Source organism: Pseudomonas sp. NFPP07, from assembly GCF_900115645.1.
GTDB lineage: Bacteria > Pseudomonadota > Gammaproteobacteria > Pseudomonadales > Pseudomonadaceae > Aquipseudomonas > Aquipseudomonas chlororaphis.
Genome location: NZ_FOXG01000001.1, coordinates 778,294 through 800,398, shown reverse-complemented (window position 1 = coordinate 800,398; position 22,105 = coordinate 778,294). Strand labels below are relative to the sequence as shown.

22 protein-coding genes and 1 tRNA gene are annotated in these 22,105 nt (G+C 55.1%); 8 read left to right on the top strand and 15 right to left on the bottom strand.

Features of this window, described 5'->3' with window-relative positions; genetic code table 11:
- The first annotated feature begins 30 nt into the window (after positions 1-30).
- A complete protein-coding gene (locus BM019_RS03775) occupies positions 31-741 on the top strand; it encodes a response regulator (protein ID WP_092417642.1) in 711 nt (236 codons plus the stop codon).
- A complete protein-coding gene (locus BM019_RS03770; protein ID WP_092417641.1) occupies positions 738-2,081 on the top strand; it encodes an ATP-binding protein in 1,344 nt (447 codons plus the stop codon). Before BM019_RS03775 ends, BM019_RS03770 begins: the two co-directional genes overlap by 4 nt.
- A gap of 65 nt (positions 2,082-2,146) precedes the next feature.
- On the opposite strand, the gene ppk2 is transcribed toward BM019_RS03770, so the two are convergent.
- Entirely contained in the window at positions 2,147-3,043 is an 897-nt protein-coding gene (ppk2, locus tag BM019_RS03765; protein ID WP_175510586.1) for a polyphosphate kinase 2, read from the bottom strand.
- A 1,078-nt stretch (positions 3,044-4,121) separates the two neighbouring features.
- On the opposite strand from ppk2, the gene BM019_RS03755 reads away from it, so the two are divergent.
- From BM019_RS03755 to BM019_RS03750, 4 genes are all read left to right on the top strand, one after another.
- Complete coding sequence (locus tag BM019_RS03755; RefSeq protein ID WP_092417638.1) at positions 4,122-5,537, top strand: hypothetical protein; 1,416 nt, start codon at positions 4,122-4,124, stop codon at positions 5,535-5,537.
- An 83-nt stretch (positions 5,538-5,620) separates the two neighbouring features.
- A complete protein-coding gene (locus BM019_RS30410; RefSeq protein WP_139217357.1) occupies positions 5,621-6,265 on the top strand; it encodes a hypothetical protein in 645 nt (214 codons plus the stop codon).
- Positions 6,266-6,429: 164 nt separating this feature from the next.
- Positions 6,430-6,801, top strand: a complete 372-nt coding sequence (locus tag BM019_RS30405) for a hypothetical protein (protein ID WP_139217356.1) — start codon at positions 6,430-6,432, stop codon at positions 6,799-6,801.
- The gene (locus tag BM019_RS03750; protein ID WP_175510564.1) at positions 6,788-7,840 is read left to right on the top strand and encodes a beta family protein; all 1,053 of its coding nucleotides are present in this window, start codon (positions 6,788-6,790) and stop codon (positions 7,838-7,840) included. The genes BM019_RS30405 and BM019_RS03750 overlap by 14 nt, the downstream gene beginning before the upstream one ends.
- Here BM019_RS03750 and BM019_RS30400 read toward each other — a convergent pair.
- From BM019_RS30400 to BM019_RS03690, 14 genes are all read right to left on the bottom strand, one after another.
- Entirely contained in the window at positions 7,837-8,598 is a 762-nt protein-coding gene (locus BM019_RS30400; RefSeq protein WP_175510562.1) for a sce7726 family protein, read from the bottom strand. The two genes, BM019_RS03750 and BM019_RS30400, sit on opposite strands and share 4 nt — an antisense overlap.
- A 703-nt stretch (positions 8,599-9,301) precedes the next feature.
- Entirely contained in the window at positions 9,302-10,156 is an 855-nt protein-coding gene (locus BM019_RS03745; RefSeq protein ID WP_092417636.1) for a coiled-coil domain-containing protein, read from the bottom strand.
- Positions 10,157-10,253: 97 nt separating this feature from the next.
- Complete coding sequence (locus BM019_RS03740) at positions 10,254-13,139, bottom strand: DUF927 domain-containing protein (RefSeq protein WP_092417635.1); 2,886 nt, start codon at positions 13,137-13,139, stop codon at positions 10,254-10,256.
- Positions 13,136-13,408 (bottom strand): DUF3077 domain-containing protein, encoded by a 273-nt coding sequence (locus tag BM019_RS03735; protein WP_092417634.1) that lies wholly within the window; start codon positions 13,406-13,408, stop codon positions 13,136-13,138. The genes BM019_RS03740 and BM019_RS03735 overlap by 4 nt, the downstream gene beginning before the upstream one ends.
- Positions 13,405-13,686: a hypothetical protein gene (locus BM019_RS03730; protein ID WP_092417633.1), complete on the bottom strand. Its 282-nt coding sequence runs from the start codon at positions 13,684-13,686 to the stop codon at positions 13,405-13,407. The genes BM019_RS03735 and BM019_RS03730 overlap by 4 nt, the downstream gene beginning before the upstream one ends.
- A gap of 528 nt (positions 13,687-14,214) precedes the next feature.
- On the bottom strand, positions 14,215-14,520 hold the full coding sequence (locus BM019_RS03725; protein ID WP_009050656.1) for a hypothetical protein: 306 nt from the start codon (positions 14,518-14,520) through the stop codon (positions 14,215-14,217).
- Entirely contained in the window at positions 14,517-15,125 is a 609-nt protein-coding gene (locus tag BM019_RS03720; RefSeq protein WP_092417632.1) for a hypothetical protein, read from the bottom strand. The genes BM019_RS03725 and BM019_RS03720 overlap by 4 nt, the downstream gene beginning before the upstream one ends.
- Complete coding sequence (locus BM019_RS03715) at positions 15,122-15,391, bottom strand: helix-turn-helix transcriptional regulator (protein ID WP_092417631.1); 270 nt, start codon at positions 15,389-15,391, stop codon at positions 15,122-15,124. Before BM019_RS03715 ends, BM019_RS03720 begins: the two co-directional genes overlap by 4 nt.
- On the bottom strand, positions 15,391-15,636 hold the full coding sequence (locus BM019_RS03710; RefSeq protein ID WP_092417630.1) for a helix-turn-helix domain-containing protein: 246 nt from the start codon (positions 15,634-15,636) through the stop codon (positions 15,391-15,393). Before BM019_RS03710 ends, BM019_RS03715 begins: the two co-directional genes overlap by 1 nt.
- A gap of 149 nt (positions 15,637-15,785) precedes the next feature.
- Positions 15,786-15,926 carry a hypothetical protein gene (locus BM019_RS30725; protein ID WP_175510560.1) on the bottom strand — a complete coding sequence of 47 codons (141 nt, stop codon included), beginning with the start codon at positions 15,924-15,926 and terminating at the stop codon, positions 15,786-15,788.
- 264 nt (positions 15,927-16,190) lie between these two features.
- A complete protein-coding gene (locus BM019_RS03705; RefSeq protein ID WP_092417629.1) occupies positions 16,191-16,850 on the bottom strand; it encodes a DUF4145 domain-containing protein in 660 nt (219 codons plus the stop codon).
- Between the two features lie 342 nt (positions 16,851-17,192).
- Complete coding sequence (locus tag BM019_RS03700; protein ID WP_092417628.1) at positions 17,193-18,053, bottom strand: hypothetical protein; 861 nt, start codon at positions 18,051-18,053, stop codon at positions 17,193-17,195.
- A gap of 247 nt (positions 18,054-18,300) precedes the next feature.
- On the bottom strand, positions 18,301-19,542 hold the full coding sequence (locus BM019_RS03695; RefSeq protein WP_092417627.1) for a tyrosine-type recombinase/integrase: 1,242 nt from the start codon (positions 19,540-19,542) through the stop codon (positions 18,301-18,303).
- A 164-nt stretch (positions 19,543-19,706) separates the two neighbouring features.
- A tRNA-Leu gene (locus BM019_RS03690) sits at positions 19,707-19,791 on the bottom strand.
- Between the two features lie 108 nt (positions 19,792-19,899).
- Between BM019_RS03690 and queA the strand changes: the two genes are divergently transcribed.
- Together queA and tgt are read left to right on the top strand one after the other, a co-directional pair.
- Entirely contained in the window at positions 19,900-20,949 is a 1,050-nt protein-coding gene (gene queA, locus BM019_RS03685) for a tRNA preQ1(34) S-adenosylmethionine ribosyltransferase-isomerase QueA (protein WP_007929508.1), read from the top strand.
- A 14-nt stretch (positions 20,950-20,963) separates the two neighbouring features.
- Positions 20,964-22,079, top strand: coding sequence for a tRNA guanosine(34) transglycosylase Tgt (gene tgt, locus BM019_RS03680; RefSeq protein ID WP_162096445.1), 1,116 nt, complete (start codon positions 20,964-20,966; stop codon positions 22,077-22,079).
- Positions 22,080-22,105 lie beyond the last annotated feature (26 nt).

The following is a 22,105-nucleotide window of genomic DNA, read 5'->3' as shown; positions in this document are numbered from 1 at the left end:
GCTCATTCCGAGCTTGAGTGATACACACTGGTGAGCAGTCTGTTGATCGTGGACGACGACCTTGAGGTCCTCGCGCTGCTGAAGAAATTTTTTGTGCAACACGGCTACTCGGTGGAAGTCGCCACCGAGGGCGCTTCGCTGTGGGCGGCGCTGGAGCGGCAGGTGCCGGACCTGATCATTCTCGACCTGATGCTGCCGGGGGAAAACGGCCTGACCCTGTGCCAGCGCCTGCGCCAGCAGCACGCCGTGCCGGTGATCATGCTGACCGCCATGGGCGAATTGAGCGACCGCGTGGTGGGGTTGGAAATGGGCGCCGACGATTACCTGAGCAAGCCCTTCGATGCCCGCGAGTTGCTGGCCCGGGTGCGCGCGGTGCTGCGCCGGGCCGGGGAGAGTCGGTCGGTGACCGGGGAGGTGCCGCGTCCGTTGATCCGGTTCGCCGACTGGCAATTGGACCTGACCCGCCGCGAACTGCGCTCGCCGGACCAGGTGATGATCCCGCTGTCGGCGGGGGAGTTCGACCTGCTGCTGGTGTTCGTCGAGCATCCGCAACGCATCCTCACCCGCGAGCAGTTGCTCGACCTGGCGCGCGGGCAGGCCCATGACGCCTTCGACCGCAGCATCGATGTGCAGGTCAGTCGCCTGCGACGCAAGCTGGAGTTCGACACCAAGCGCCCGGCGATGATTCGCACGGTGCGCAATGGCGGCTATCTGTTCACCCCCAGCGTGACCCGCCAATGAGAGCAAGACACAGACCGGGCGGCCCGCGCGACACCATTGCCCGCTGGATCGCCCTGACCACCCTGATGGCGATGCTCACCGCGCTGGCCTTCAATGCGCTGTTCGTGCAGTTGGCCGGGGTCTGGGCCAAGCCGCCGTTGAGCGAATCCGGCCTGGTGGAAAAGATCGCGTCCATCAGCAATCTGATCGACGCTTCGGAGCCGGCGCAACGCGCGCGCCTGGCCGAGTCGGTCAGCGACCACGGCCTGAGCGTGACCTGGCACCCTACGCGACGGGATATCGAGGTACCGGTCGTCGATGAGCCGGAGTACCGCGAGGGGTCGACGAAACTCAAGCAGCTGCTCAGGCCGGGGGCCGGGCACATTGAAGCCTATCAGCCCAGCGACTGGCCGGAGCCGGGCGGACCTTATGCGTTGTTGATCCAGATGAGCGACGGCTCCTGGCTGATGTTCTCCTCGGTCTCGCGCAACTGGGGGCTGGATGAGGGGCCGCGTAACCTGATCGTGATCGGGCTGGTGTTGTTGTCCACCGTCCTGGTTGCCTTGATCGCCACCCGCCGCCTGGCCAGGCCCCTGCAGCAGTTCGCCCTGGGCGCGCGGCGCTTTGGCGTGGACTTTCGCGCACCGCCCATCGAGCCGGTCGGGCCCCACGAGATTCGCCAGGCGATCCTTGCGTTCAACGCCATGCAGGCCCAGCTGCAGCACTTCATCAAGGACCGCACGCAGATGCTTGCGGCGATCTCCCATGACCTGCGTACCCCCCTGACGCGCATGCGCCTGCGCGGCGAGTTCATCGAGGATCCCGAGCAGCAGCGCCGGCTGTTCCATGACGTCGACGAGATGCAGGCGATGATCAACTCGGCCCTGGATTTCTTCCGTGACGATGCGCGGCTGGAGGAGGCGACGTCCTTCGATCTGGCGGAACTGCTGCAAACCCTGGTCGACGATTACCGCGACCAGTCCATCGACATCGCGTTCAGCGGCCCGCCGCGCCTGGTGTATTTCGGCCGCCCGCTGGGGCTCAAGCGGGTCATGAGCAACCTGCTGGAAAACGCCATCAAATATGGCAGCGAACCGGCGATTGAAGTGCTGGCGGATGCCGAGCAGGTGAAAGTCTGCGTGCTGGATCGCGGGCCGGGGATTCCCGTCGAGTGGCAGGAACAGGTGTTCGAGCCGTTCTTCCGCATGGAAAGCTCGCGCAACCGCAACACCGGCGGTGTCGGCCTGGGGCTTTCCGCGGCGCGGGCGATCGTGCTGGAGCACGGTGGCGAACTGCGCTTGCGCAACCGTGACGGTGGCGGGTTGCAGGCCTGTGTGCTGTTGCCGGTGCAGGGGATCTAGCTGGCTGGCCCCGCTTCAGGATCCTTCAGCGATCCTGGAGCGGGGCCTTCTTCAAGGCTGGCTGCCTAGGCGAGTGTCGCCTGCGGATTGCGCACCGGCTCCGCGGCCGCTTCGTTGTACACCCGCTCGTCTTCTTCCATGACCCGCGACGCCCGGCCGACCAGCACTGGGTCGGGTTGATGGGCCACACGCAGGTTCTTGCCCGGATAGTCGAGGGAGTGCAGAAAGTGGCGGATGCAGTTGATCCGCGCGCGCTTCTTGTCGTCCGACTTGATCACTGTCCAGGGCGCATCGGCGGTGTCGGTGTGGAAGAACATCGCCTGTTTGGCGGCGGTGTATTCGTCCCACTTGTCCAGCGACTTGATGTCGATGGGCGAGAGCTTCCAGTGCTTGAGCGGGTCGTCGCGGCGCGAAATGAAGCGGCGCAGTTGCTCATCGCGATTGACCGAGAACCAGTACTTGAACAGCAGGATGCCGCTGTTGCACAGCATGCGTTCCAGCTCGGGCGTCTGGCGCATGAACTCCAGGTATTGCAGGGGCGAGCAGAAATCCATGACCCGCTCGACCCCGGCGCGGTTGTACCAGGAGCGGTCGAAGAACACCATTTCCCCGGCGGTGGGCAGGTGTTGGATGTAGCGTTGGAAATACCACTGGCCCTGTTCCTGCTCGCTGGGCTTTTCCAGGGCGACGATCCGCGCGCCTCGCGGGTTCAGGTGCTCCATGAAGCGCTTGATGGTGCCGCCCTTGCCCGCGGCATCGCGCCCCTCGAACAGCACCACGATGCGCTGCCCGGTTTCCTTGACCCAGCTTTGCACCTTGAGCAGTTCGATCTGCAATTCCTGCTTGGCCTTTTCATATTCGGCGCGGCGCATGCGGCTGCGGTACGGGTAACTGGCCGGCAGCTTGGCGGTGGAACTGTCTTCATTACTACCATGGGGCGCGCTGGCCACCTGCAGGGCGATCGGCTGCTGGCTGATGGCGCTGATTTCCGCCTCGGCGGTTTTGGCCGCGGCAGGTTTACTGGCCGCACGAGGCCGGCGCGGGCGTGGGGTGGCGGGCTTGCGTGGGGCGCTTTTGCTGCTGGCCGTGACGGTGGGTTTGGGTGTGGCTTTTTCGGGAAGAGGGTTGGGAAGGGGACGCGCGGTGGATTCTTCGCTCATATCGGGCCTGTCTGATCGCTCCAATGTCTTTCAGACAGTCTATGGCGCACAAGTCAGGGCTTCTTGATGCGTATCAAGGAAGCTTTTGAGCGGGTCTGCATTGGTGCTTTCAGTCGTCCGTAGGAGCGAGGCTTGGCCGCGAACCAGGCGCTGCGCAGTGTCAGCCAATTCACGTTTTCGTTCATCGCGAGCAAGCTTCGCTCTTACAGAATCCTGGCGCGCGGGGGCTGTGGCACTTTTCTGCAGGCGAAAAAAAAGACCTTGAATTTCAAGGTCTTTTTTAAGTTTGGTGCCGAGGGAGACTCGTGTGTCCTATATACCCTGAGCCTTTCAGCCTATTTTCAGATTCAGGGATACAAGTAGGGATACACGCTGCTTTCTGTTGGGCGACCTTCTTAATCAGGTACTGCTACGATTGAGGCAGCAGGAGGCTAACAAAAAGGATAATTATGTGCACAGATTTTGAAGATGACCTTCTTGCAAATGGTCGTACTTTGACTCCCGACACGCTTACCATTGAGCAGCGAGCGGACTGCAGGAGGAAATCCGAAACGTGACCGTCACGAAGTAGTCCGAAGAGGTGATCTTTCCACCTGGGGAGGTGTAATGCGCGATGGCACCGCAATAAATGATTTTACGCAGTTGCAGAAGATATATGCACAAGTTCGATTGGGCTAGAAAAATGTGCGAGTCGAAGGAGCAGTGGATATGCGATTCCCTAAGCATTGGTAGTAAAGATTTCAGATGCACATTGGTTTTGCCAGTGGTTAATTGTATTTGTATGAAAAAATAGTGGGGTACGTATCGAGTTTGCAGAGTTGAAATAACCTGCGTGCTCGTACGAGTTTTTATCGACTACCAATAAGAGTACGGAGCCAATATGTCACAGCCGCCAATTATCACCGCGCAAGGGCAAGTATCAAGCGGGGTCGATCAATTTACTCATGCCTTAACTGCGTATTTGAATCACCTAGGGTTGCCGACTGAAAATGTATTGGTCCCAGTACATGAGCGACAAAAGGTCATTAATAATTTGCCCGATGTTGTAAATACAATAGAGTATGCTAGGAGAGGGCAGTCTCTCTATATATCAAAGTTCATCGCCGCGTGCGGTGCGGGGTTGTTCGACGCTGCGCTTAACTTTATATGGGATGAAACAGTTGTAAGTCTGCGTAAAAAAGTCGCTAGATTTGATCTGGATTACTTTTTTGATAGTGTCGTTACTGATACCGTGCGGAGAGCTAAGTTAAAAAGTGAAGAGGACCTAGTGAAGATTGATGAGTGGGAGCTTGTTCGAGGCTGTCATTTAACAGGGGTTCTTTCTGATATAGGTTATCGCCATCTTGATTACATTCGAGATATGCGCAACTGGGCGAGCGCTGCACATCCGAATCAAAATGACCTGTCTGGGTTGCAGTTGGTTTCTTGGCTTGAAACATGTATTCGTGAAGTTATTGCTAAGGAGCCCGAAGGTCCAGCAATAGAAGTAAAGCGATTTTTACATAGCATTCGAAATGCTGTGCTTGGCGAGCAGGATGCGCAACACATACGGGCAGGTATGGAGCATCTGCCCGTAGATATTGTCAAATCACTTCTACGAACTATCTTCGGAATGTATACGTCCGAAACCACCTCAATTCAGATAAAGTCAAATATAAAGCTAGTAGCGCAAAAGTGTTGGGCTTTGGCGCAAGACGACTCTCGATTTGAGTGCGGATTACGTTTCGCAACTTTCGCCGCAAACGGTGAGACCGCGAGACGTACTCTCGCTCATGAGTTTCTTGCGGGCGTTAACGGTTTGGGTTACTTGCCGCCAGATAATCTGGCGGTAGAGCTTTCCGAAGCTATCACTGCCTTATTTAATGCTCATAATGGCTATAATAATTTTCACAATGAACCGGTACATGCTAGAAATTTAGTTTCCTATATACCAAATAATGGGAGGATTCCTGAAAGCGTTAGGTTGCGATATGTAAAGACCATCGTTATGGCGTCGATTGGTAATGGGTACGGAGTATCGGAAATGGCTCTGCCCCACTATAGGGTAATGATCTCTAGTTTCTCAGAGGATGAGCACAAAGAGTTCGTGCGACTTCTGCTTGAGCGAGATTTCTCGGCAAGGCTCTCGCTCCGATCTTGTGCGCCAAATTTTCGGCAGTTAGCTCAATCATTTATTCCTCTGACGACTAATCAGATTACCCTCGCAGCTCTGAATATGATCGGGGTCAGTACTGATCCGCAGATTCCGAATTTAGGGAAGGATAGTGGTTATCTAAGGATTATTAACTCGTTCTGAAGTTGACGGCTTCATCTAAGTCTCACTGGGTGGTTTTTTGATTGGTGATGAGTTCGCTAAATATTGGTGTTGGAGGATATTGATTGCCTAGCTTTTATTCTGAACGGACGGCCGAATATACGTTGATCCCGAAGTTCATTGAGGTTCTCAAGCCGTTAGGTGCGGTGATCCCAATATTTTTTACAAGAGGGCGAGAAAACACGAATGTTTCTCTCCAAACTTTGAAGGCGGATGGTTTTCATTTGGTAGCGTTTTTCTCGCGACGACCGAAAATAGAAAGACCTGGAAGTCTTTGTGTCGAAGGGAAAATTAACAAGAGCCTTTTCAGAGTAGCCCGATGCGCATCAAGTTTTGGCATTTCGACGTTTTGCGGAATGTCACTGACTAACAATATATTTGGGCAGGCCGATGCGCAATCCATCTGGCTTGATATCAGTAGCACAGATATTGAAGAGGATATTCTATTTTCCGTCGATATCAGAAATTGTGCAGACTCCCCGGATCTACATAAACAAGTAACGCCTGTGAGCCATTCAGATATTGTCTCTCGTGTAGCGAGCAGCAAGATTCTGAGTTGGGAGGAGATCGTCTACATCATGACTGAGTTACCGAAACAGGCTGACAACTCTACTCCGGGACGTTTTATGTTTCTCTCGCAAATGTGGCGATTGAGGCCTGTTTACTTTGCTATTCGTCGAGCTCCCTCGTCCTCGCTTTACAGCATTTGACCGGCTATGGGGTCTGTTGACCCGCGGGAGAGAGAAACCTGCCTAAGTTGCGGTGCCGACGCGTAGGAAATTTCAGTGGTTGCTCGCGGCCAATCCGCGTGATTAAGTAGCGCTGTAGCCGCTCGATGACGGGATGGCTTCAGGGCAAGGCAGAGGACTTGTGAATGGAATCAGCAAGTGCGTCAAACACCTCTTGGCTCGGTGCGACATTGGCCATATCCGCGTTCATTTTCGGATTGGTTGGGGTTGCGGCTCTTGTTTGGCAGGATAAAACAATTCTTTTAGCTATAGCAGCCGGAGCCTCCTTTACCCTGGCGGTTGGGCTGTGGGTAATCACACACAAACAAAGTAAGCGCATCAGTGAACTGGAAATCGATCTAAAGGAGTCAAGGCGCCAGGCAGGAGAATGGAGTGCCACATCCAACAGTATTTCCGTGGCGATACGCTCCATGTATGAGCTAGCTGCCTTAACGCCGGAGGCTCCTGCTCGTCGAGTAAGACCCCGCAATCAGGATGATCAAAATGATAACGAGTAATGATCTTGACAGCATCAAGTATCTTCCATGCCTTAGATCAAGGAGGGCGGAACTTCGCGGGTATAGGGAACTTAGACAATCTACGAAGGATGATTTAATTCCGCTAATTTCTCTTGGGAAGCTCGGGGCAACATCCGGTGTTCAGCAAGTTTTAGATGCGGTAAAAAATATTGTTCCTCGTGCTTTTATAGATATCAATTCGAATAACCACCAGCACTGTGCGAATTTTTCAGATTATCTTGATTCTGCGGGAAGTTATGCCGCATGGAGAGATCTTTTTAACGGCAGTGAGAACTACATTCCAACAGCAGTGTTGGAGCAAGGTGGTAATGTTCGATCGTTTATTCGGCAAGTAATTGAAATAGAAAGGCGGCATGGCGTTGTAGCTATTCGTTCGAGAAATGGTGCGCACGATTTACCTGCCTTACAAGCGGCGATCTCTGCTGTTGATGACGTAAACAATATTCTGTTCGTATTGGATTTTGGTTATATCAGAGGCGCAATTGCACCACGAGAGTCTGAAGCTAGGCGTCTAATCTCTGCTTTAAGGACTATAGATCCTGTGGCGCGTGTTGCTGTCGTCGGATCCTCATATCCTCGCTCTGTCGCTGCCTATGGTGAAGAAAGCGGTGTGTTAGAAATCGAAGAGCGGGAGCTTCATGCACAGATTGGTGGAGATCGTGTAGCAATTTACGGCGACCATTCATCAATATTTTCAGAGCCGTTTGAGCCTAGTATAAGTAGATACGTGCCAAGAATTGATTACTGCCTGGAAGATTCATGGATTTATCGTCGGTATCGAGAGAGCGCTGGCGGATACGTGCAATGCGCGAGATCAATAATTCAGTCTCCCGATTGGGATCCAGCATTTACCCAGCTCTCATGGGGAGCCGCTAAAATTCAAGAAACAAGCGTCAGCGTACCTGCAGGTTTCGCGGCACCAGCAAACTGGATTGCTGCGAGAGTAAACATGCATATAGAACGTCAACACATTGCATCTCAAGTTAATGATGATGATGATTTTGATATCGATATTTAGCGGCGAGATCTTGCTATTACAGGTCCCGAAGGAGCATTTATAAGGTCCGGATGTTCTGTCGGAATCTTCGGGTACTTTGTTAAATCGTGCGCTTCAATGGTGAGGGCGGTTGGTAGCTTAGAACCAACTGTCCTTCTCAGTGCAGGTATAGCGTCATAAGATCCTGTCTTCTCGCGCTGGTGTAAGAAACGGAGGTGAACTTCCTTGAAGCGTGTTTTTATTGCAGTACGAGCGCCGTCAGCCAGTATCTTGGTCGGTAATTTTTTTGCGAGCTCGACTAATTCAATTCTGCGGTTTGCTTTCTGATGCTTTATGCCATTGGCGGTCAAAAGGCGACGCAACTCAGTAACCGTTATTAAGCTTATAGAAGCATCAGGAGATATTGATTGCGCCCGAGGACGAATTTTTTCAGTTATTTCGCCATTATCTGACGCAATCCATAGGCCGACACCGTTCACATTTTCAATAAGTTCTAAAGCTCGTTTTTCGAATTTTTTTGCTACTACGAGAACAAATTTTTCGAAATGCCGGGAAAAAGACTCTATCTGTGCGGGAAGCCTAGCAAGGGAGTCTCTCTCAGACTTCAGTTCAAATCCCCAAAGGCGACCATTTGCAAGAACGATATCGGTTCTATGCGTCCAATTATCTACCGTTAGTTCTGAAACCAATACAGAGTTTTCATCCAAAACTCCGGAATTTATTAAACGGTCAATAACTGCAGCTTTGAGAAGTGCCTCCGCGCTTATATCAGAGCTCATATATCCCTCCGCCATACATCGTGGACTAGCCTTTTGCGCCGGGCTGCACTCTATAGGAAGCTTTACCATGGTGGAAGGGGCCTCTTCGGTTATCCGATCAATGAAGCGCAGGCTCATCAGTAGGCTAGCTTCGTTCTGAAATTCTTCAAAGGCTATCGAGTTACGACGAGAGGAGAGATACCGGCTATGCGATTCGACATCGTGTTTTGATTAACTGGTGTCGTTATTCTTGAGCAAAGGAGTCATAGCGACGCAGGGGAAGCGGGAGCTCATAATAGGTGGATAAAAAGACGGACATCCCTGCAGAAATCTCAGCTAGAGGAAACCTGCGAGTACGGTGACCCGTGTAGGGGGCCCCCCTCCGGGAGGACCCATAAATTCTCTGGTAGAGGAGGGGAGCATGCTCCGGCGAGCCAGGGTATGACCTTGGAGCTTCGCAGCGATCTGCCGCGTTAGTTTCCGCTGAGGGTTTAGCCCTCGAGTGGGGCCAGGGGAGCGCTAATCCACTGATGAATAAATATAGGTGTTCCATGTGTTCCATGTGTTCCAGAACACCTAGAGGCCAAGCAATACAAGGCTTTCAGAGGTGGAACACAAGAAAAGAAGAACCGGAACACCGCCTGCATGGAACACGTTTGGTGTTCCGCGAGTGTTGTTCCGGTTTGATGTAGATCACCGCCTATGACGATGACAGGTGCATGAATTACGCTGCTAGAATTTGCTCTACAGCGATCCCTGATGCTTTGTCACTTACTGTACGTTCGCTGATGAACTTAGGGCCTATGGGAGCCTGTAGAGGCACATATAGATCATGCAGTGAACTATTCCACCCCAGCGCTTTCCGAGTGGCGTGTAGCTGTGCTGCGACATTTACAAGTTCCTGTGCGGTTTTGTCCAGGCGGTCGGCCAGCAAGAAACGAGCTGCTCGTAGTTGGTCGTTGTGGAGATCAGCTAAAAGTCGATTTGTTTTGGCGATTGCTTCATCCAGCTTTTCAACCTCAATCGTCAACGCGCTCACAACGGTCGCAACTCCGCGCTTGCCTCGGGTTGCCTGCGTCACTTCCTCAGAGGCGAGTTTGAGTGCTTTCTCTGCGCGCTGTTCTGCTGCCTCGTCTCCATCGCTCAATGCGCTGGCATACGCGGCTGCGGCGCGCTGCTCCGCAGACTGAGCTTTTTCAATTTGGTTTCTTTTGTCGTTTTCCAGCCTCTCCAGTTTACTTAATACTTTGGCGCGCTTGTCCTGTAGCTTTCGAAGCTCAGCTTGAGCTTGTCCGCTATCCTTTTGCGCCTTTTTGATATTTTCAGTTGCGAATTGAACACCGTCTTCCCACTCAATCAGCACTTGTAAACGCTTGATTTCGGCGATGTGTCCTTCGATCTTCGATTTCATGTTGTTGTGAGCACTAGTCGTCTCATGTGGATATTGGGCTCGATTGAGGCGAGACATTTCAAACCGCGCTATGGACTCCTTGGCCGCGGCGGCGAGAGCTGGGAGCTGCTTTTTGAGTTGTTCCACTTCGGTTTGGTGCCGCTTGAGTTGCTTCTTGTATTCGCTCATTGATCGTTTTCCATTGGAGAATTGGAGGGTTCATTCGAGTTGGTGTGGGCAGGCCAGGCCCAAAGCTGCCGGCTGTTCCTCTCTATGTTCCTAAGCATCACGCTGCTTCGGTTTCAGAGGAGAGGAGTGCATTGGCATGCACCACATAGGCTCTCGTTTTGGCGAGTCCAGGTAGTCGCACCGATTGCGCAGCACGGCCCTCGGCGCTGGCTTCCAAAATCCCGCGCTCGATCAGTTCCCGATTGACCAGGGTGAGGCTCATGCCTTTGAACACCTCAGCCCTCCACGCAGTAGGCAAGAAGTAGTAGGTGATTAGCGTGTAAACGCCATCGCCCATACCGTGCTCAACCGTGCGCCGGAAGCCGAGTCGGTCTGTGGTTCGTGGTGCGTGATCGTCGGTTTTGGCAGCAAGACCGTCCCAGCGGGTGAAGCGGCTTTCACCGAATCGCTCGATGACCTGCTGCAATCGACTCACAATGGCGTCACCTTCCATGTTCCCAGCGCCGCCGCGCTCTTCGAGCCAAGCATTGAGGCAAATCAGCGCCGCTGTGGTTGCGGTGCCTTCAGGCCAGCCTGTTACGCCAAGTGCTGTCGCCAGTTCACCAGCTGCAGCGGCAAGACCGAAGCGAGCAGCGGCACGATGCGCCTGACCGCTGGCGGAAGCAGGAAGCGCCTTGGCGATAAAGCGCTCTACCGTGCGCCGCAGCATGGCTGTCCAGCCGAGCATTTCACCGGGCTTGCACAGCGCTGACAGGAACGCGGTAAGCGGCGTACCGTAGTACTTGCCTACGCGTGCTTTGAGCGCGTCCGACAGCGCGGCGGCATCTTCGAACCCGTTCAGCACGTCGAACATGCCCAGCCCTTTGCTCGCATCCGCAGGTACGGCCAACATGCGGATCTCCATCCCCGCCTTTAGCTCTTTGTTCGCATCAGCCATGTGTTGCGCCAGTGTCTTCTCGCCAGTCGAGAGAAACAGCAAACGCCACTCTTGTACTTGACGGCCTGCTTGCCCTCGATCATTGGCGCGAGCTTTGCCCGTGCCGTTGCCGAGCATGTACACCGTCTCTCCGATGATGCGCGAATCACACATACCGATTTCGTCGAGCACCAAAACACCGTCGGAATGCGCGGCGGCAATTGACTCCAATGCGTTGTCGGTAGAGCGCCACGACCGGACCAATCTCGGCCCGCCGTAGACCGACGCGGCAACTTGTAGGTGAGTCGTCTTGCCGCCGGAGCTGTCGCCATACAGATGGAAGCCACCTGATTCATGCCCTAACAAGTGGAGCAGCGGCCCGGCAAAGGCCACGCTGACAACAAACGCTAAGCGGTGATTGCCGACGCAAAGCGCTCCGATTTGCTGTTGCCATTGCTTCAGGGTGCCGGCCTCACTGATGGGAGGAAGCTGCGCCCCAGCGTCGCAAAAGAACAGATGCTCATGGCTATTGCCGATCTGCTGATCGGGTAGCAGGTATGCAGGTCCATGCCATCCAAGGCGAGTGACCAAGCGCGCCCGCTCGTTGCTGTCGAAACCTTGCAGGTAACTCTGAAGATCGTTGCGCGCATTGCGGCCAGAACGCGTTCCAGGCAAGCGCAACCCCATATCCACCAGCGGCCCCAAGACGTCCTTGCCGAAGTCGCCGGTCATGTTGCGAGCGGGAATGTTCCAGCGCTTTTTAGCGCCGTCCGGGTCATCGAATTCGACCAACAAACCCCAGTTGTGACCCTTGTCATCGCGAGTACGGGCGAGAATCTCCAAGGAGGAACACACAGGACGCGACTCACCATCATCGCCGGTATAAAACACGCCTTCGGGGGCCAATCGAAAACCACCGGGCAGTAAATCGGTTTTCGATTTTGCCGGTTGTTTGGCTGCTGTTTTGGGCTCCGCAGCTTCGTCGGATTGCTCGTCGGCGAGGGAGACGAAAAACTCACCGCTGCGCTCCAATTCGGCGACGTGTGCTGCCGTCCAACCTTTACCCAGCGCGTCGGCGGCATCGTCCCCGTCGTCCCATTTGCCACCTTTGGCAAACGATGCTCGATCGTCCTTCAAGGTGGGCTTGCGTTTGAATATATTGAGCTCAACGAACCGGACCGATTCGGCGCCGATCTCGTACAGCTTTTTGGCGACGTCTTCCATGCACGACTTGCCGCTACTGTCGTTGTCCGGCCAAAGCACAACCGGACGCCCCTTGAGCGGTGTCAGGTCAGCCTTGTGCCAAGAGTTGGACCCGTTCGGCCAGCACGTCGCCACATAGTCCGGCATCAACTCGCCTGCCGCGTCGGCGGCTTTTTCGCCTTCACACAATACGACAGGTGCGGTATCGCGCAGTGCCAGTTCTTCCAGGCGCAGGAGCGGACGCGGGTCAGGCAATCCCTGCCAGCGCCATTGCGTGGTTTCGCTGTTGGAGCGCTGGCACCAAGTCAGTGGAGCGAAGACCTTTTTGGGCTTGCCGTCTTCATCTGGACCGAGATCGAAGCGGTAAAGAGCCATGAGCGGCTGACCGCTAGCGTCGCGGTAGATCCAGACTTTCGAGGGGGCGCCGTGATCTCGATGGCGGACCGGGCATCGCTTCATGGCTTCCGCCGGGATCGGCTGTATGGCGGTCCATATTGGCGCTTTGGTTTTGCCTTGAGCGGGAGCCGATTGCGCCGCACCGACGCTTACGCTCAGCAGTTCGGTCAGCTTCGCGCACGCCTCGACATCGGTGCCGCCGTCCAAGTAGCGGACTAAATCAATCAGGTCGCCGCCCTTGTCTCCAGTAGCAAAGTCAGCCCAGGTGCCTTTGTTCAAATTGACCTTGAGCGAGCCGGCGCGCTTGTCGGTGCGAGTCGGATTGGGCGCGGTGTATTCCTTGCCACCGTCCACACGCTTTCCGTTGGGCAACCAGTGCGCGAGGACACGTGCAATGTCCTTCAGCGAGGCGGCTTTTACGTCGGCGAAGCTCGGACGCTTCGCTTTACTGTTCTGGCGCTGGCTCATGTGTCGGCCCTCGGTAGGAACAGCGTGGCAGACACGTCATCGAGTAGCGCTTTCGCCATTTCACCCAAGTACAGGGCAGGCCAACTAAAGCGCTCGTCTTGATCACTCATGGCAGCATCGCGGCTGAGCTGGTTAACGTGCTCTTGGAGTTGCGAAGCGATCTCCAGCGCGTCTTCGAGCGGTATGCCTGCGTTCACCCGAAAAAGCTTCAAGCCTCGGGCATTTGCGAGTGAAAAATCCGTGCGGCCAATCGTGGTCAATGCGCTCATAGCGCACCGCCTTTCTGATCCGCAGGGACAGAAGTGTTATCGCCGTGCATAGCAAGGGTTTTGATCAGGCCAAGAGTGCCGCGAACATCCCAAATGACGGCAGCGATAACACGGTTGGATAGGCGTGACTCACCTTCAAAATGGTCTTCGAGCAACGTCAGCACCGAGTCGGCGCGCTCAATTGCGCAGGCGATGGCGTCAATCGGTACACCGGCTCCGGCGCGCTGGCTGACGCTGAGAATGTCTTCGGGCAGGGCAAAGCTCAGGGGGTTGTTCATTGGGCACCGCCTGCGGCTTCGAGAGCGCGAGCTTTGGCCATATGTACGTTGTAGCGGGCGAGACGTGTGGCAAGACTGGAGTTGGCGTGTAGAGCGGCGAGAGCCATTGCACGGTGTGCAGCGGCGCGATTTTTGGACGGAATGAGGGCGGGCATAGGTGTAGCTCCAAGTTTGAAGATGGAGCTGCCACTGATCGTCGCCAAACGATTTAAGGTGGCAGCTGTGCGCAGGTTGGCGAACCGGGAACTTGGAACCCGGCAGACCCGAAGGTCTCCCACGCACAGCTGCCATAACACGAAACGGCGGGCACAAAAAAAGCGCCTGCTGTCGTATGGGGCGCCTGTGCGCCAAGTATCTCGGGTCGCCAAACCCGGTCGCTGAATTTGCAGCGACTGCGGCAGGATAACTCCGAGTTTTTACGAGCGCAACCGGCACGAAGCCTTGCGCATTTTTTTGATGCGACATAAATTGACCGGGCATACAGATTGACCTCAAACGCCCCCGGTTGCCGCCGGGGGCGTTTTCGTTTCAGGCGTGGGCTTCCCAGCGCAGATTAAGCAAGGGTAGGAAGCCGTCATTGAGCATGGAGCGGGCGTCTTCATAGGCCTCTGTTTGCTGGCCTTCGTCGACGATCACCACACCGACCTTTTCGCAATGAAGAGCGAGAGCGCACCAGGTGCCATCGGCCCAACTAAGTACGCTGACCACACGCCCCTGTTTGTCCTGCTGGCTGCGATAGCGCTCGAGGCGCTGCATGGTGGCGGACGAAAAGCCGATCCTGCGTAGCACTGAAAAGGGATGCATCAAGGCTTGATTGGCAATCGAATGGCTCACGCTGCCTCCTGCAAGTTGGCGAACAAAGGAGACGGGGTTTCACCCTTGAGCCACGCGAGGATCTTGCTGTCCTCGGCGCAGCGGCGACGGTGCTGCTCGGCGAGCGCATTCCGTCGCTCGACCAGGCACTCTTCCATGTATTGGCTGAGGTCGGACGTGATTCGCAGGTCTGTGTAGAGCCGTTCATTGATGACCTTTTCTTGCTCAATGTCCTTCTCAACAAACTGGCTCCAAACTTGGGGATCGTTCGAGTAGCCATCCTTTTGATCGATCAGCCAGTAGGTGACCCAGTTGTTCAGCGCGAATTGACTCAGCCCAGCACGACGACCCTCTTTCATCGCGAAATGACCATGGCCGTGGATGCTGGAAAACTCGCGGCGAATGGCGTGCTTGTGGATGATCTCCGGCAGTTCCCAAGGGTTGGGCGTGATTGGCAAAACGAGGCCGTCAGGATTGAAAAAGAACGCCTCTTTCTCCTCACCGTTCCAGCTCACACCGGCGATGGTGCGGTGACGCCAATTGATGCCGCCTTGAGCGTAAAGCTGAAAGCCGATGCTGTAGGAGTCGTGGAAGGGGCCTTTGAATGGGCAGTAGTTACGCTTCATGCGGCCACCTCATCACGGGCTTCAATGCGACCGCGTGCCCAAGCTTGAACTTCCGACAAAACCCAGGCGACCGGGGCGCCGCGAGCGTTGCTGTTGGTGAGTTTTACGGTTTTAGGAAAACCACTTACAGGCTCATTCATCAGCTTGTAGATCGTGGGGCGCGCCAGACCGACGATGGTCATGACCTCGCCAATGCGGATGAGCGTCAGCGATGGATCGATTGGCGTGGAGTCGTTTGCAGAGGAGTGGAGGCGAGAGGTTTTCATTACTCGCTCCTCGCGCTTGCTGCAGTGCTATGCGTGCGGCTTTCGAGCCACGCCGACACATCCTTAAGCCGATAGCGCACGCGGCTTCCGACTTTTACATACGGCAGCGGATTGCGGCGCGAACTGCGCCAGGCGGCGAGTGTGCGATGCGACAGGCCCAGTGCGGCGGCCACTTGATCGGGAGTGAGCAGATCAGTAGCGGAAGGAGAAAGCGGGAGGATGGATTGAAGTGTTGCGACAGTCATTAAGCGTTTCCTGTAGTCGTGGAGAGTTACAGGGCCAACGCTAAATTAGGGAAAGGAAATGAACGGTGGTTCACTTCCCTTTTCAATAACATTACGGTGTTAGGGTTGGTTAAAAAATGCTGCTGCTGTGAGGTTAGACCAACTCGCGCTCAAGCCGGGGCGGCCAGGACGTCCTGCGCGCCCGCCCTTTCCTGGACGACCACCTCGACCTGCTTTTCCTGGTCGACCAGCGCGCCCGGGTTTACCAGGACCACCATTGGCATGTTCAGTGAATAGCAGGGCACGTCCATTGGGGTCATAAATCCAGCCATTAACGAACCAACCTAAATGCCTTCCGGGGAAGGAGTAAATAGACGCCTCATGGATATATGCAATAGGCTGGCCGCCAAATGTGTAAAGATGTTCACCGTCTTGACAGTAGCAGTATGGTTGGCCGTTGCTGTCGTAGAAAGTAAGTTCCATACAATCCCTCGTACTATGGTTGATGAGGTTGCTTTAGTACATTGATAGTAAGCGATGCCGGTAGTTCGGTCTATTTGACGGTTGGACGAGTATCATCCTAGATACTGTGCTAAAAATTGCTCTACTTCTTTAATCATAGAGCGTACATCGTCCGCAGAAAATTCAGAGGGTTTCCCGTGTGCCGCATTATTTCTAATGTCGGCGAGCGCGGTAATCCTTTTCTGCTGAAGTTTATTATAGGTACCAGCCTTGGCTAGGTCAGCGTTCATCTTGTCGAGCTTGCCATGCTCAACAGCACTTCTATCGCATAATTCTCTAAGTCCGGTTTCAAGGACGACCCCCGCGATGACGGCTGCTGCAACGTGATAGCCGCTTGTCAAGAGCTCTTCCGCTTGCTCCAATTCATTGTCGAAAACCTCAGCCTGGACTAAGGATTTAATAGACGTCAAATGGCCGCCCTCAAAGTCATCTTTTGCGGCCCCCAAAACAGCTCGGGTACGTTTCAATGCATTGTAATAACCATCACCTAAACCGTTTAACTTTTCTGAATGAGTAAATTCGATGAAATGCTGTGAAGTTTCACCGCAAACTTGAATTATTATGTTTTTTGCTTTTACACGCCAAGATAGAAGGGCGTCGTGGTCGATTCGCCATCCATCACCAAAATCGCTGGCAACTTTGACTTTAGCTGTTTCTATTGCATCTACTTCGTTCATCAAGCTTTCAAATCTTTCAGAGATTTTTTTGTTCAAAGTGGATTCCTTTCTTTAGATGCCAAGGTAAGCGTGCAGCATTTGTGGATAATTTAGCAGTAGTTTATGTCAGGAGGGCAGTCCCCTGTGCGTGTGTGATTCTTAAGCCCATACATTACGGCCTAAAAATGACGGTTTTTGAGAAGAAACGACGAGATCTAGACAAGCGCAACGTGGGGCTATGGTTGGCGAGCCTGTCCGAAAAGGACTCGCCTCTTGTGATTGGTAGCTATGCCTTCGGGGGCGCTCGCTGTTTAGCTAGTCAAATCGCCTGTAACCAGCACCAAGTTGAATGCAGATGACAGGTAATGTCGATTTGAATCTGGAAGCGCTGCGCTGCATTTAAGAAAGCACACGGTTTGCGACTAAAATATTGCGGATTTGTTTTGTGGAAAGCTTGGTGGTACCGCTCGGTGACTTAAGTGCAGAATCGGTGCCTGCAATAATGCCAACGATCTCTCTTTCTGATCGACCATCACTGAGCAGGCGCTTGGCGTGGGAGCAAATGCTCTCATTGCGATCTATCGTGGCTTCACGGCGTATGGCTGCCGAGCTGCTGCCCGCTTTGCGCGCAGTTGCACTAATCCGGATCTTATCTGCGCTGCTCAAAAGCGGAGAGGCGTAGACGTTCGCCAAGGTCATGTAATACCGGGCTGTACCCATCAAGTCAGCGGCCGCCTCACGTGCTTCGATTTCCAGATGAGGTTGCTCGTGACGTACCTCTTCCACAAGCTCCATAAAATCGTCTGACGCATCTGCAATCAGAGCCGCTAGATTCTCAAAGTCTCCCGCACATAGATCCTTGTCGAAGCCACTCAACCATCTCTCTAGTGTCTCAATGACACGGCAAGCGCGATCAATCGCCAGCGCGGCAATGTACTGGCTATCAGTGATAGCCAAGTTCGACGATTCCCCTACTGCCCAGTGGATGCATCGAGGCAATTCGTCCCCGGAGCGTTCAAATTGTTGGCGTATGTTGTAGGAGAGCCGCCTTACATTGGCCAGTACTCGAACGGACTCAACGGACCACTCCCCATCTTTCTGATGATTTGCCCAATGCTCCTGGCCCTGTCGTATGAGTTCGAGAGCATCATCAATACGATCTGCAAATTCGTCGTACAGAGTGAATCGTTCAAACGTCTCGACAATCTCCCAGCCTTCAATGTTAAGTGGATCGCTCAAGTAAAATTCTTTATTCAACATTCACCCCTCGCCCCGTTTCCGTGACCGAAAAAATGCGAGCGCTTGCGCCCGGCAGAGCCGAGAGACCGCCAGTGAGGAGCGGTGTGGTCAATTCTGGAACACTTTTTGTGTGCCATCGACCATGTGTTCCAGCTGAGCGCCAGTTGTGTTCCGGGTTCGAAAGCCGCGAATTTAAAGGCTTTCAGCAGTTTTGGAACACATGGAACACGCGGAACACACATTTTTTTAGTAGTTAGCGATTTCATGCTCAGATCGCCTTTTCGAATTGGCCCTGAACAACATTTCCCCGCTCCAGGGCGTCCAGGCGATCGGCGTACCACTGCATCATAGTTATGCGTTGTTCGAGATATTGAGCCTTGTTGTAAACCCCTGAGATTCCTTCCTCCTTGTGGGCCAGTTGGGCTTCAACGTGTTCTTTAGGCCAGCCATGCTCTCGAAGCAATGTGCTTGCAGTGTGTCGGGTACCGTGGCCCACAAGACGCCCCTTGTACCCGATGGTAGCGAAGACTTTGTTGATCGTGTTTTCACTGATCGTTGGGTTCTTGGCGCCCACGCCGGGAAACAGCCAGCGACTGCGGCCAGTCAGGCATTGAAGTTCTTTTAAGGCGGCAATAGCTTGATGGGGAAGAGGGCACACGAAGTCCCGGCGCATCTTCATCTTTGCGGCTGGTGTCGTCCAAGTGGCCTTATCGAGGTCGAACTCTTTCCATTCGGCCAAGCGAACCATGCCCGGTCGTGAGGCTGTCCAGATGCAAAGCCATGCAGCTGTTCGTGCTGTCAGCCTGCTGGGGGTGTTTTTAAGTGCGGTGAGGAATTCACCTAGCTCGGGCTCGAGCAGGTGAGGGTGCTGTTGAGTTTTTGGAGCTTGAGCAGCTATATCCCGAAGTCGGCTTCCCGGGTCGTTTTCAGTGAGCCCTAAGCCGATAGCCCGCCCAAATATCTGGTTGATCCAGGTGCGGCACTTTTCCGCTACGTTATGTGCATCTCGGGCTTCGATGGATGCTTGGAGTTCGGCGCAATCGGTACGGGTGATTTCGTCGAGCGGTTTGTCCCCCAGTGCTGGGAGAATGTCCTTGTCGAGGTAGGTGCGGATCTTGTTGAGCGTTGAGGGAGCTAGTCCCTTTTCTTCTTTTGCCTTTAGCCAGGCATCAGCAGCTGCTCTGAAGGTTCGTGTCTTGGCTGCATCTATGGCGGCCTTGGCAGATCGCTTTTGCTCAAGGGGATCAGCTCCGCTGCTTATGGTCTTGCGCAGGTCGACAGCTTTTTCCCGGGCCAGTGCACCGCTCACCTCGGGGTAACCCCCTAGCCCCATCCAGGCCCAATTGCCCGCAGGGCGTTTGTAACGGAGCTGCCAGGATTTGCCGCCATCAGGTTTGACCCTGAAGTAGAGGCCGTTTCCGTCGAGCTCACGGTATTCCTTTGATTCCGGTTCCAGTCCCGCAAGTGTCGTGTCAGCGAGAGGGCGGCGCTTGATGTCTGCGCGCTTCATCCTTGTATCCCAAAGTTCGGTATTTTTCTCAGGATACAAGCAGGGATACAGGGATACAACGGATAAGGGGAGACAGGGATAAACAGACAGGCACAAAAAAACCGGCCAAGTGGCCGGTTTCTCTGGGTCTGAGAGGCTGGTAGAGACTCTCAGATACTGCTATGTGGTGCCCCGAGGGAGACTCGAACTCCCACTTCTCTCGAAAACGGATTTTGAATCCGCCGCGTCTACCAATTCCGCCATCAGGGCTCAATGGCGGCGAAGTATAGAGACGTGCCTACCGTTGGTCAATCAGGTTTCATGGTCAATTTTGGCTATTTCCGCTAAACTTTCCGGCCCTGCTAGACGAACCCCATCATGCGTGTTGCTGACTTTACCTTCGAGCTCCCTGATTCGCTGATCGCCCGCCACCCCCTGGCCGAGCGTCGCGCGAGCCGCCTGTTGACCCTGGATGGGCTCACCGGCGCCCTGGCCCACCGTCAATTCACTGATTTGCTTGAGCATTTGCGCCCGGGCGACTTGATGGTGTTCAACAATACCCGGGTGATTCCGGCGCGCCTGTTTGGCCAGAAGGCCTCCGGCGGCAAGCTGGAAATCCTCGTGGAGCGGGTGCTCGACAGCCACCGTGTGCTGGCCCATGTGCGCTCCAGCAAATCGCCGAAACCGGGTTCGAAGATCCTGATCGACGGCGGTGGCGAGGCCGAGATGCTGGCCCGTCACGACACCCTGTTCGAGCTGGGGTTTGCCGAGGAAGTGTTGCCGCTGCTGGAGCGCGTCGGCCATATGCCGTTGCCTCCTTATATAGACCGCCCGGACGAAGACTCGGACCGCGAGCGTTATCAGACCGTGTATTCCGAGCGCCTGGGCGCGGTGGCCGCGCCGACCGCGGGGCTGCACTTCGACCAGCCGCTGCTGGAGGCGATTGCCGCCAAGGGCGTCGAGACCGCGTTCGTGACCCTGCATGTCGGCGCCGGGACTTTCCAGCCGGTGCGGGTGGAGCGCATCGAAGATCACCATATGCACAACGAATGGCTGGAGGTCAGCCAGGACGTGGTGGACGCGGTAGCCGCCTGCCGCGCGCGCGGCGGTCGGGTGGTGGCGGTGGGGACCACCAGCGTGCGTTCCCTGGAAAGCGCGGCGCGCGATGGCGTGCTCAAGCCGTTCAGCGGCGACACCGACATCTTTATCTACCCGGGCCGGCCGTTCCATGTGGTCGATGCCCTGGTCACCAACTTCCATTTGCCCGAATCCACGCTGTTGATGCTGGTTTCGGCGTTCGCCGGTTATCCCGAAGCCATGGCCGCCTACAAGGCTGCCGTCGAGCATGGATACCGCTTTTTCAGCTACGGTGATGCGATGTTCATCACCCGCAATCCCGCGCCACGCGGCCCTGAGGATCAAGCATGAGTCGCACCTGTCGTATGTCTTTCGAGCTGCTCGCCACCGATGGCAAGGCTCGTCGCGGTCGTCTGACCTTCCCCCGCGGCACTGTGGAAACCCCGGCCTTCATGCCGGTGGGCACCTACGGCACGGTCAAGGGCATGCTGCCGCGGGACATCGTCGCCACTGGCGCCGAGATTATCCTGGGCAACACCTTCCACCTGTGGCTGCGCCCGGGCACCGAAGTGATCAAGAAGCACGGCGACCTGCATGATTTCATGCAGTGGAAAGGCCCGATCCTCACCGACTCCGGCGGTTTCCAGGTGTTCAGCCTGGGCGCCATGCGCAAGATCAAGGAGGAGGGCGTGACCTTCGCCTCGCCGGTCGACGGCGCTAAAGTCTTCATGGGCCCGGAAGAGTCGATGCAGGTCCAGCGCGACCTGGGCTCGGACATCGTGATGATCTTCGACGAATGCACCCCGTACCCGGCCGACGAAGACGTCGCACGGGTGTCCATGGAGCTGTCGCTGCGCTGGGCCCAGCGCTCGAAGAACGCCCATGGCGACAATACGGCGGCGCTGTTCGGCATCGTCCAGGGCGGCATGCACCAGGACCTGCGCATGCGTTCCCTGGAAGGTCTGGACAAGATCGGCTTCGACGGCCTGGCCATTGGCGGCCTGTCGGTGGGTGAGCCCAAGCACGAGATGATCAAGGTGCTGGATTACCTGCCAGGCCAGATGCCAGCAGACAAACCTCGTTACCTTATGGGTGTTGGCAAGCCGGAAGATCTGGTTGAGGGTGTGCGCCGCGGTGTGGACATGTTCGATTGCGTGATGCCAACCCGTAATGCCCGCAATGGGCACCTGTTCATTGACACTGGCGTGCTGAAGATCCGCAACGCGTTCCATCGCCATGATGATTCGCCGCTGGATCCGACCTGTGATTGCTATACCTGCCAGAACTTCTCCCGTGCTTATCTGCATCATCTGGACAAGTGCGGCGAAATGCTGGGGAGCATGCTCAATACCATCCATAATTTGCGTCATTACCAACGGCTTATGGCTGGTTTGCGCGAGGCTATTCAACAGGGTACATTGGCCGCCTTTGTCGATTCCTTCTATGCCAAACGCGGGTTACCCGTGCCGCCTTTAGAATAAGTTCTAAAGACGTTTAGACCCACTTT

Coding starts and splice junctions, on each gene's coding strand:
- BM019_RS03720 (WP_092417632.1), bottom strand. CDS start 15,125: ATGAAGCGTAACTACTGCCCATTCAAAGGCCCCTTCCACGACTCCTAC.
- BM019_RS03745 (WP_092417636.1), bottom strand. CDS start 10,156: ATGAGCGAATACAAGAAGCAACTCAAGCGGCACCAAACCGAAGTGGAA.
- BM019_RS03730 (WP_092417633.1), bottom strand. CDS start 13,686: ATGAACAACCCCCTGAGCTTTGCCCTGCCCGAAGACATTCTCAGCGTC.
- BM019_RS30405 (WP_139217356.1), top strand. CDS start 6,430: ATGGAATCAGCAAGTGCGTCAAACACCTCTTGGCTCGGTGCGACATTG.
- BM019_RS03700 (WP_092417628.1), bottom strand. CDS start 18,053: ATGTTGAATAAAGAATTTTACTTGAGCGATCCACTTAACATTGAAGGC.
- BM019_RS03735 (WP_092417634.1), bottom strand. CDS start 13,408: ATGAGCGCATTGACCACGATTGGCCGCACGGATTTTTCACTCGCAAAT.
- BM019_RS03695 (WP_092417627.1), bottom strand. CDS start 19,542: ATGAAGCGCGCAGACATCAAGCGCCGCCCTCTCGCTGACACGACACTT.
- BM019_RS03710 (WP_092417630.1), bottom strand. CDS start 15,636: ATGACTGTCGCAACACTTCAATCCATCCTCCCGCTTTCTCCTTCCGCT.
- BM019_RS03740 (WP_092417635.1), bottom strand. CDS start 13,139: ATGAGCCAGCGCCAGAACAGTAAAGCGAAGCGTCCGAGCTTCGCCGAC.
- BM019_RS03715 (WP_092417631.1), bottom strand. CDS start 15,391: ATGAAAACCTCTCGCCTCCACTCCTCTGCAAACGACTCCACGCCAATC.
- BM019_RS03750 (WP_175510564.1), top strand. CDS start 6,788: ATGATAACGAGTAATGATCTTGACAGCATCAAGTATCTTCCATGCCTT.
- BM019_RS03755 (WP_092417638.1), top strand. CDS start 4,122: ATGTCACAGCCGCCAATTATCACCGCGCAAGGGCAAGTATCAAGCGGG.
- BM019_RS30725 (WP_175510560.1), bottom strand. CDS start 15,926: ATGGACGTGCCCTGCTATTCACTGAACATGCCAATGGTGGTCCTGGTA.
- tgt (WP_162096445.1), top strand. CDS start 20,964: ATGTCTTTCGAGCTGCTCGCCACCGATGGCAAGGCTCGTCGCGGTCGT.
- BM019_RS03770 (WP_092417641.1), top strand. CDS start 738: ATGAGAGCAAGACACAGACCGGGCGGCCCGCGCGACACCATTGCCCGC.
- BM019_RS30400 (WP_175510562.1), bottom strand. CDS start 8,598: ATGAGCTCTGATATAAGCGCGGAGGCACTTCTCAAAGCTGCAGTTATT.
- queA (WP_007929508.1), top strand. CDS start 19,900: ATGCGTGTTGCTGACTTTACCTTCGAGCTCCCTGATTCGCTGATCGCC.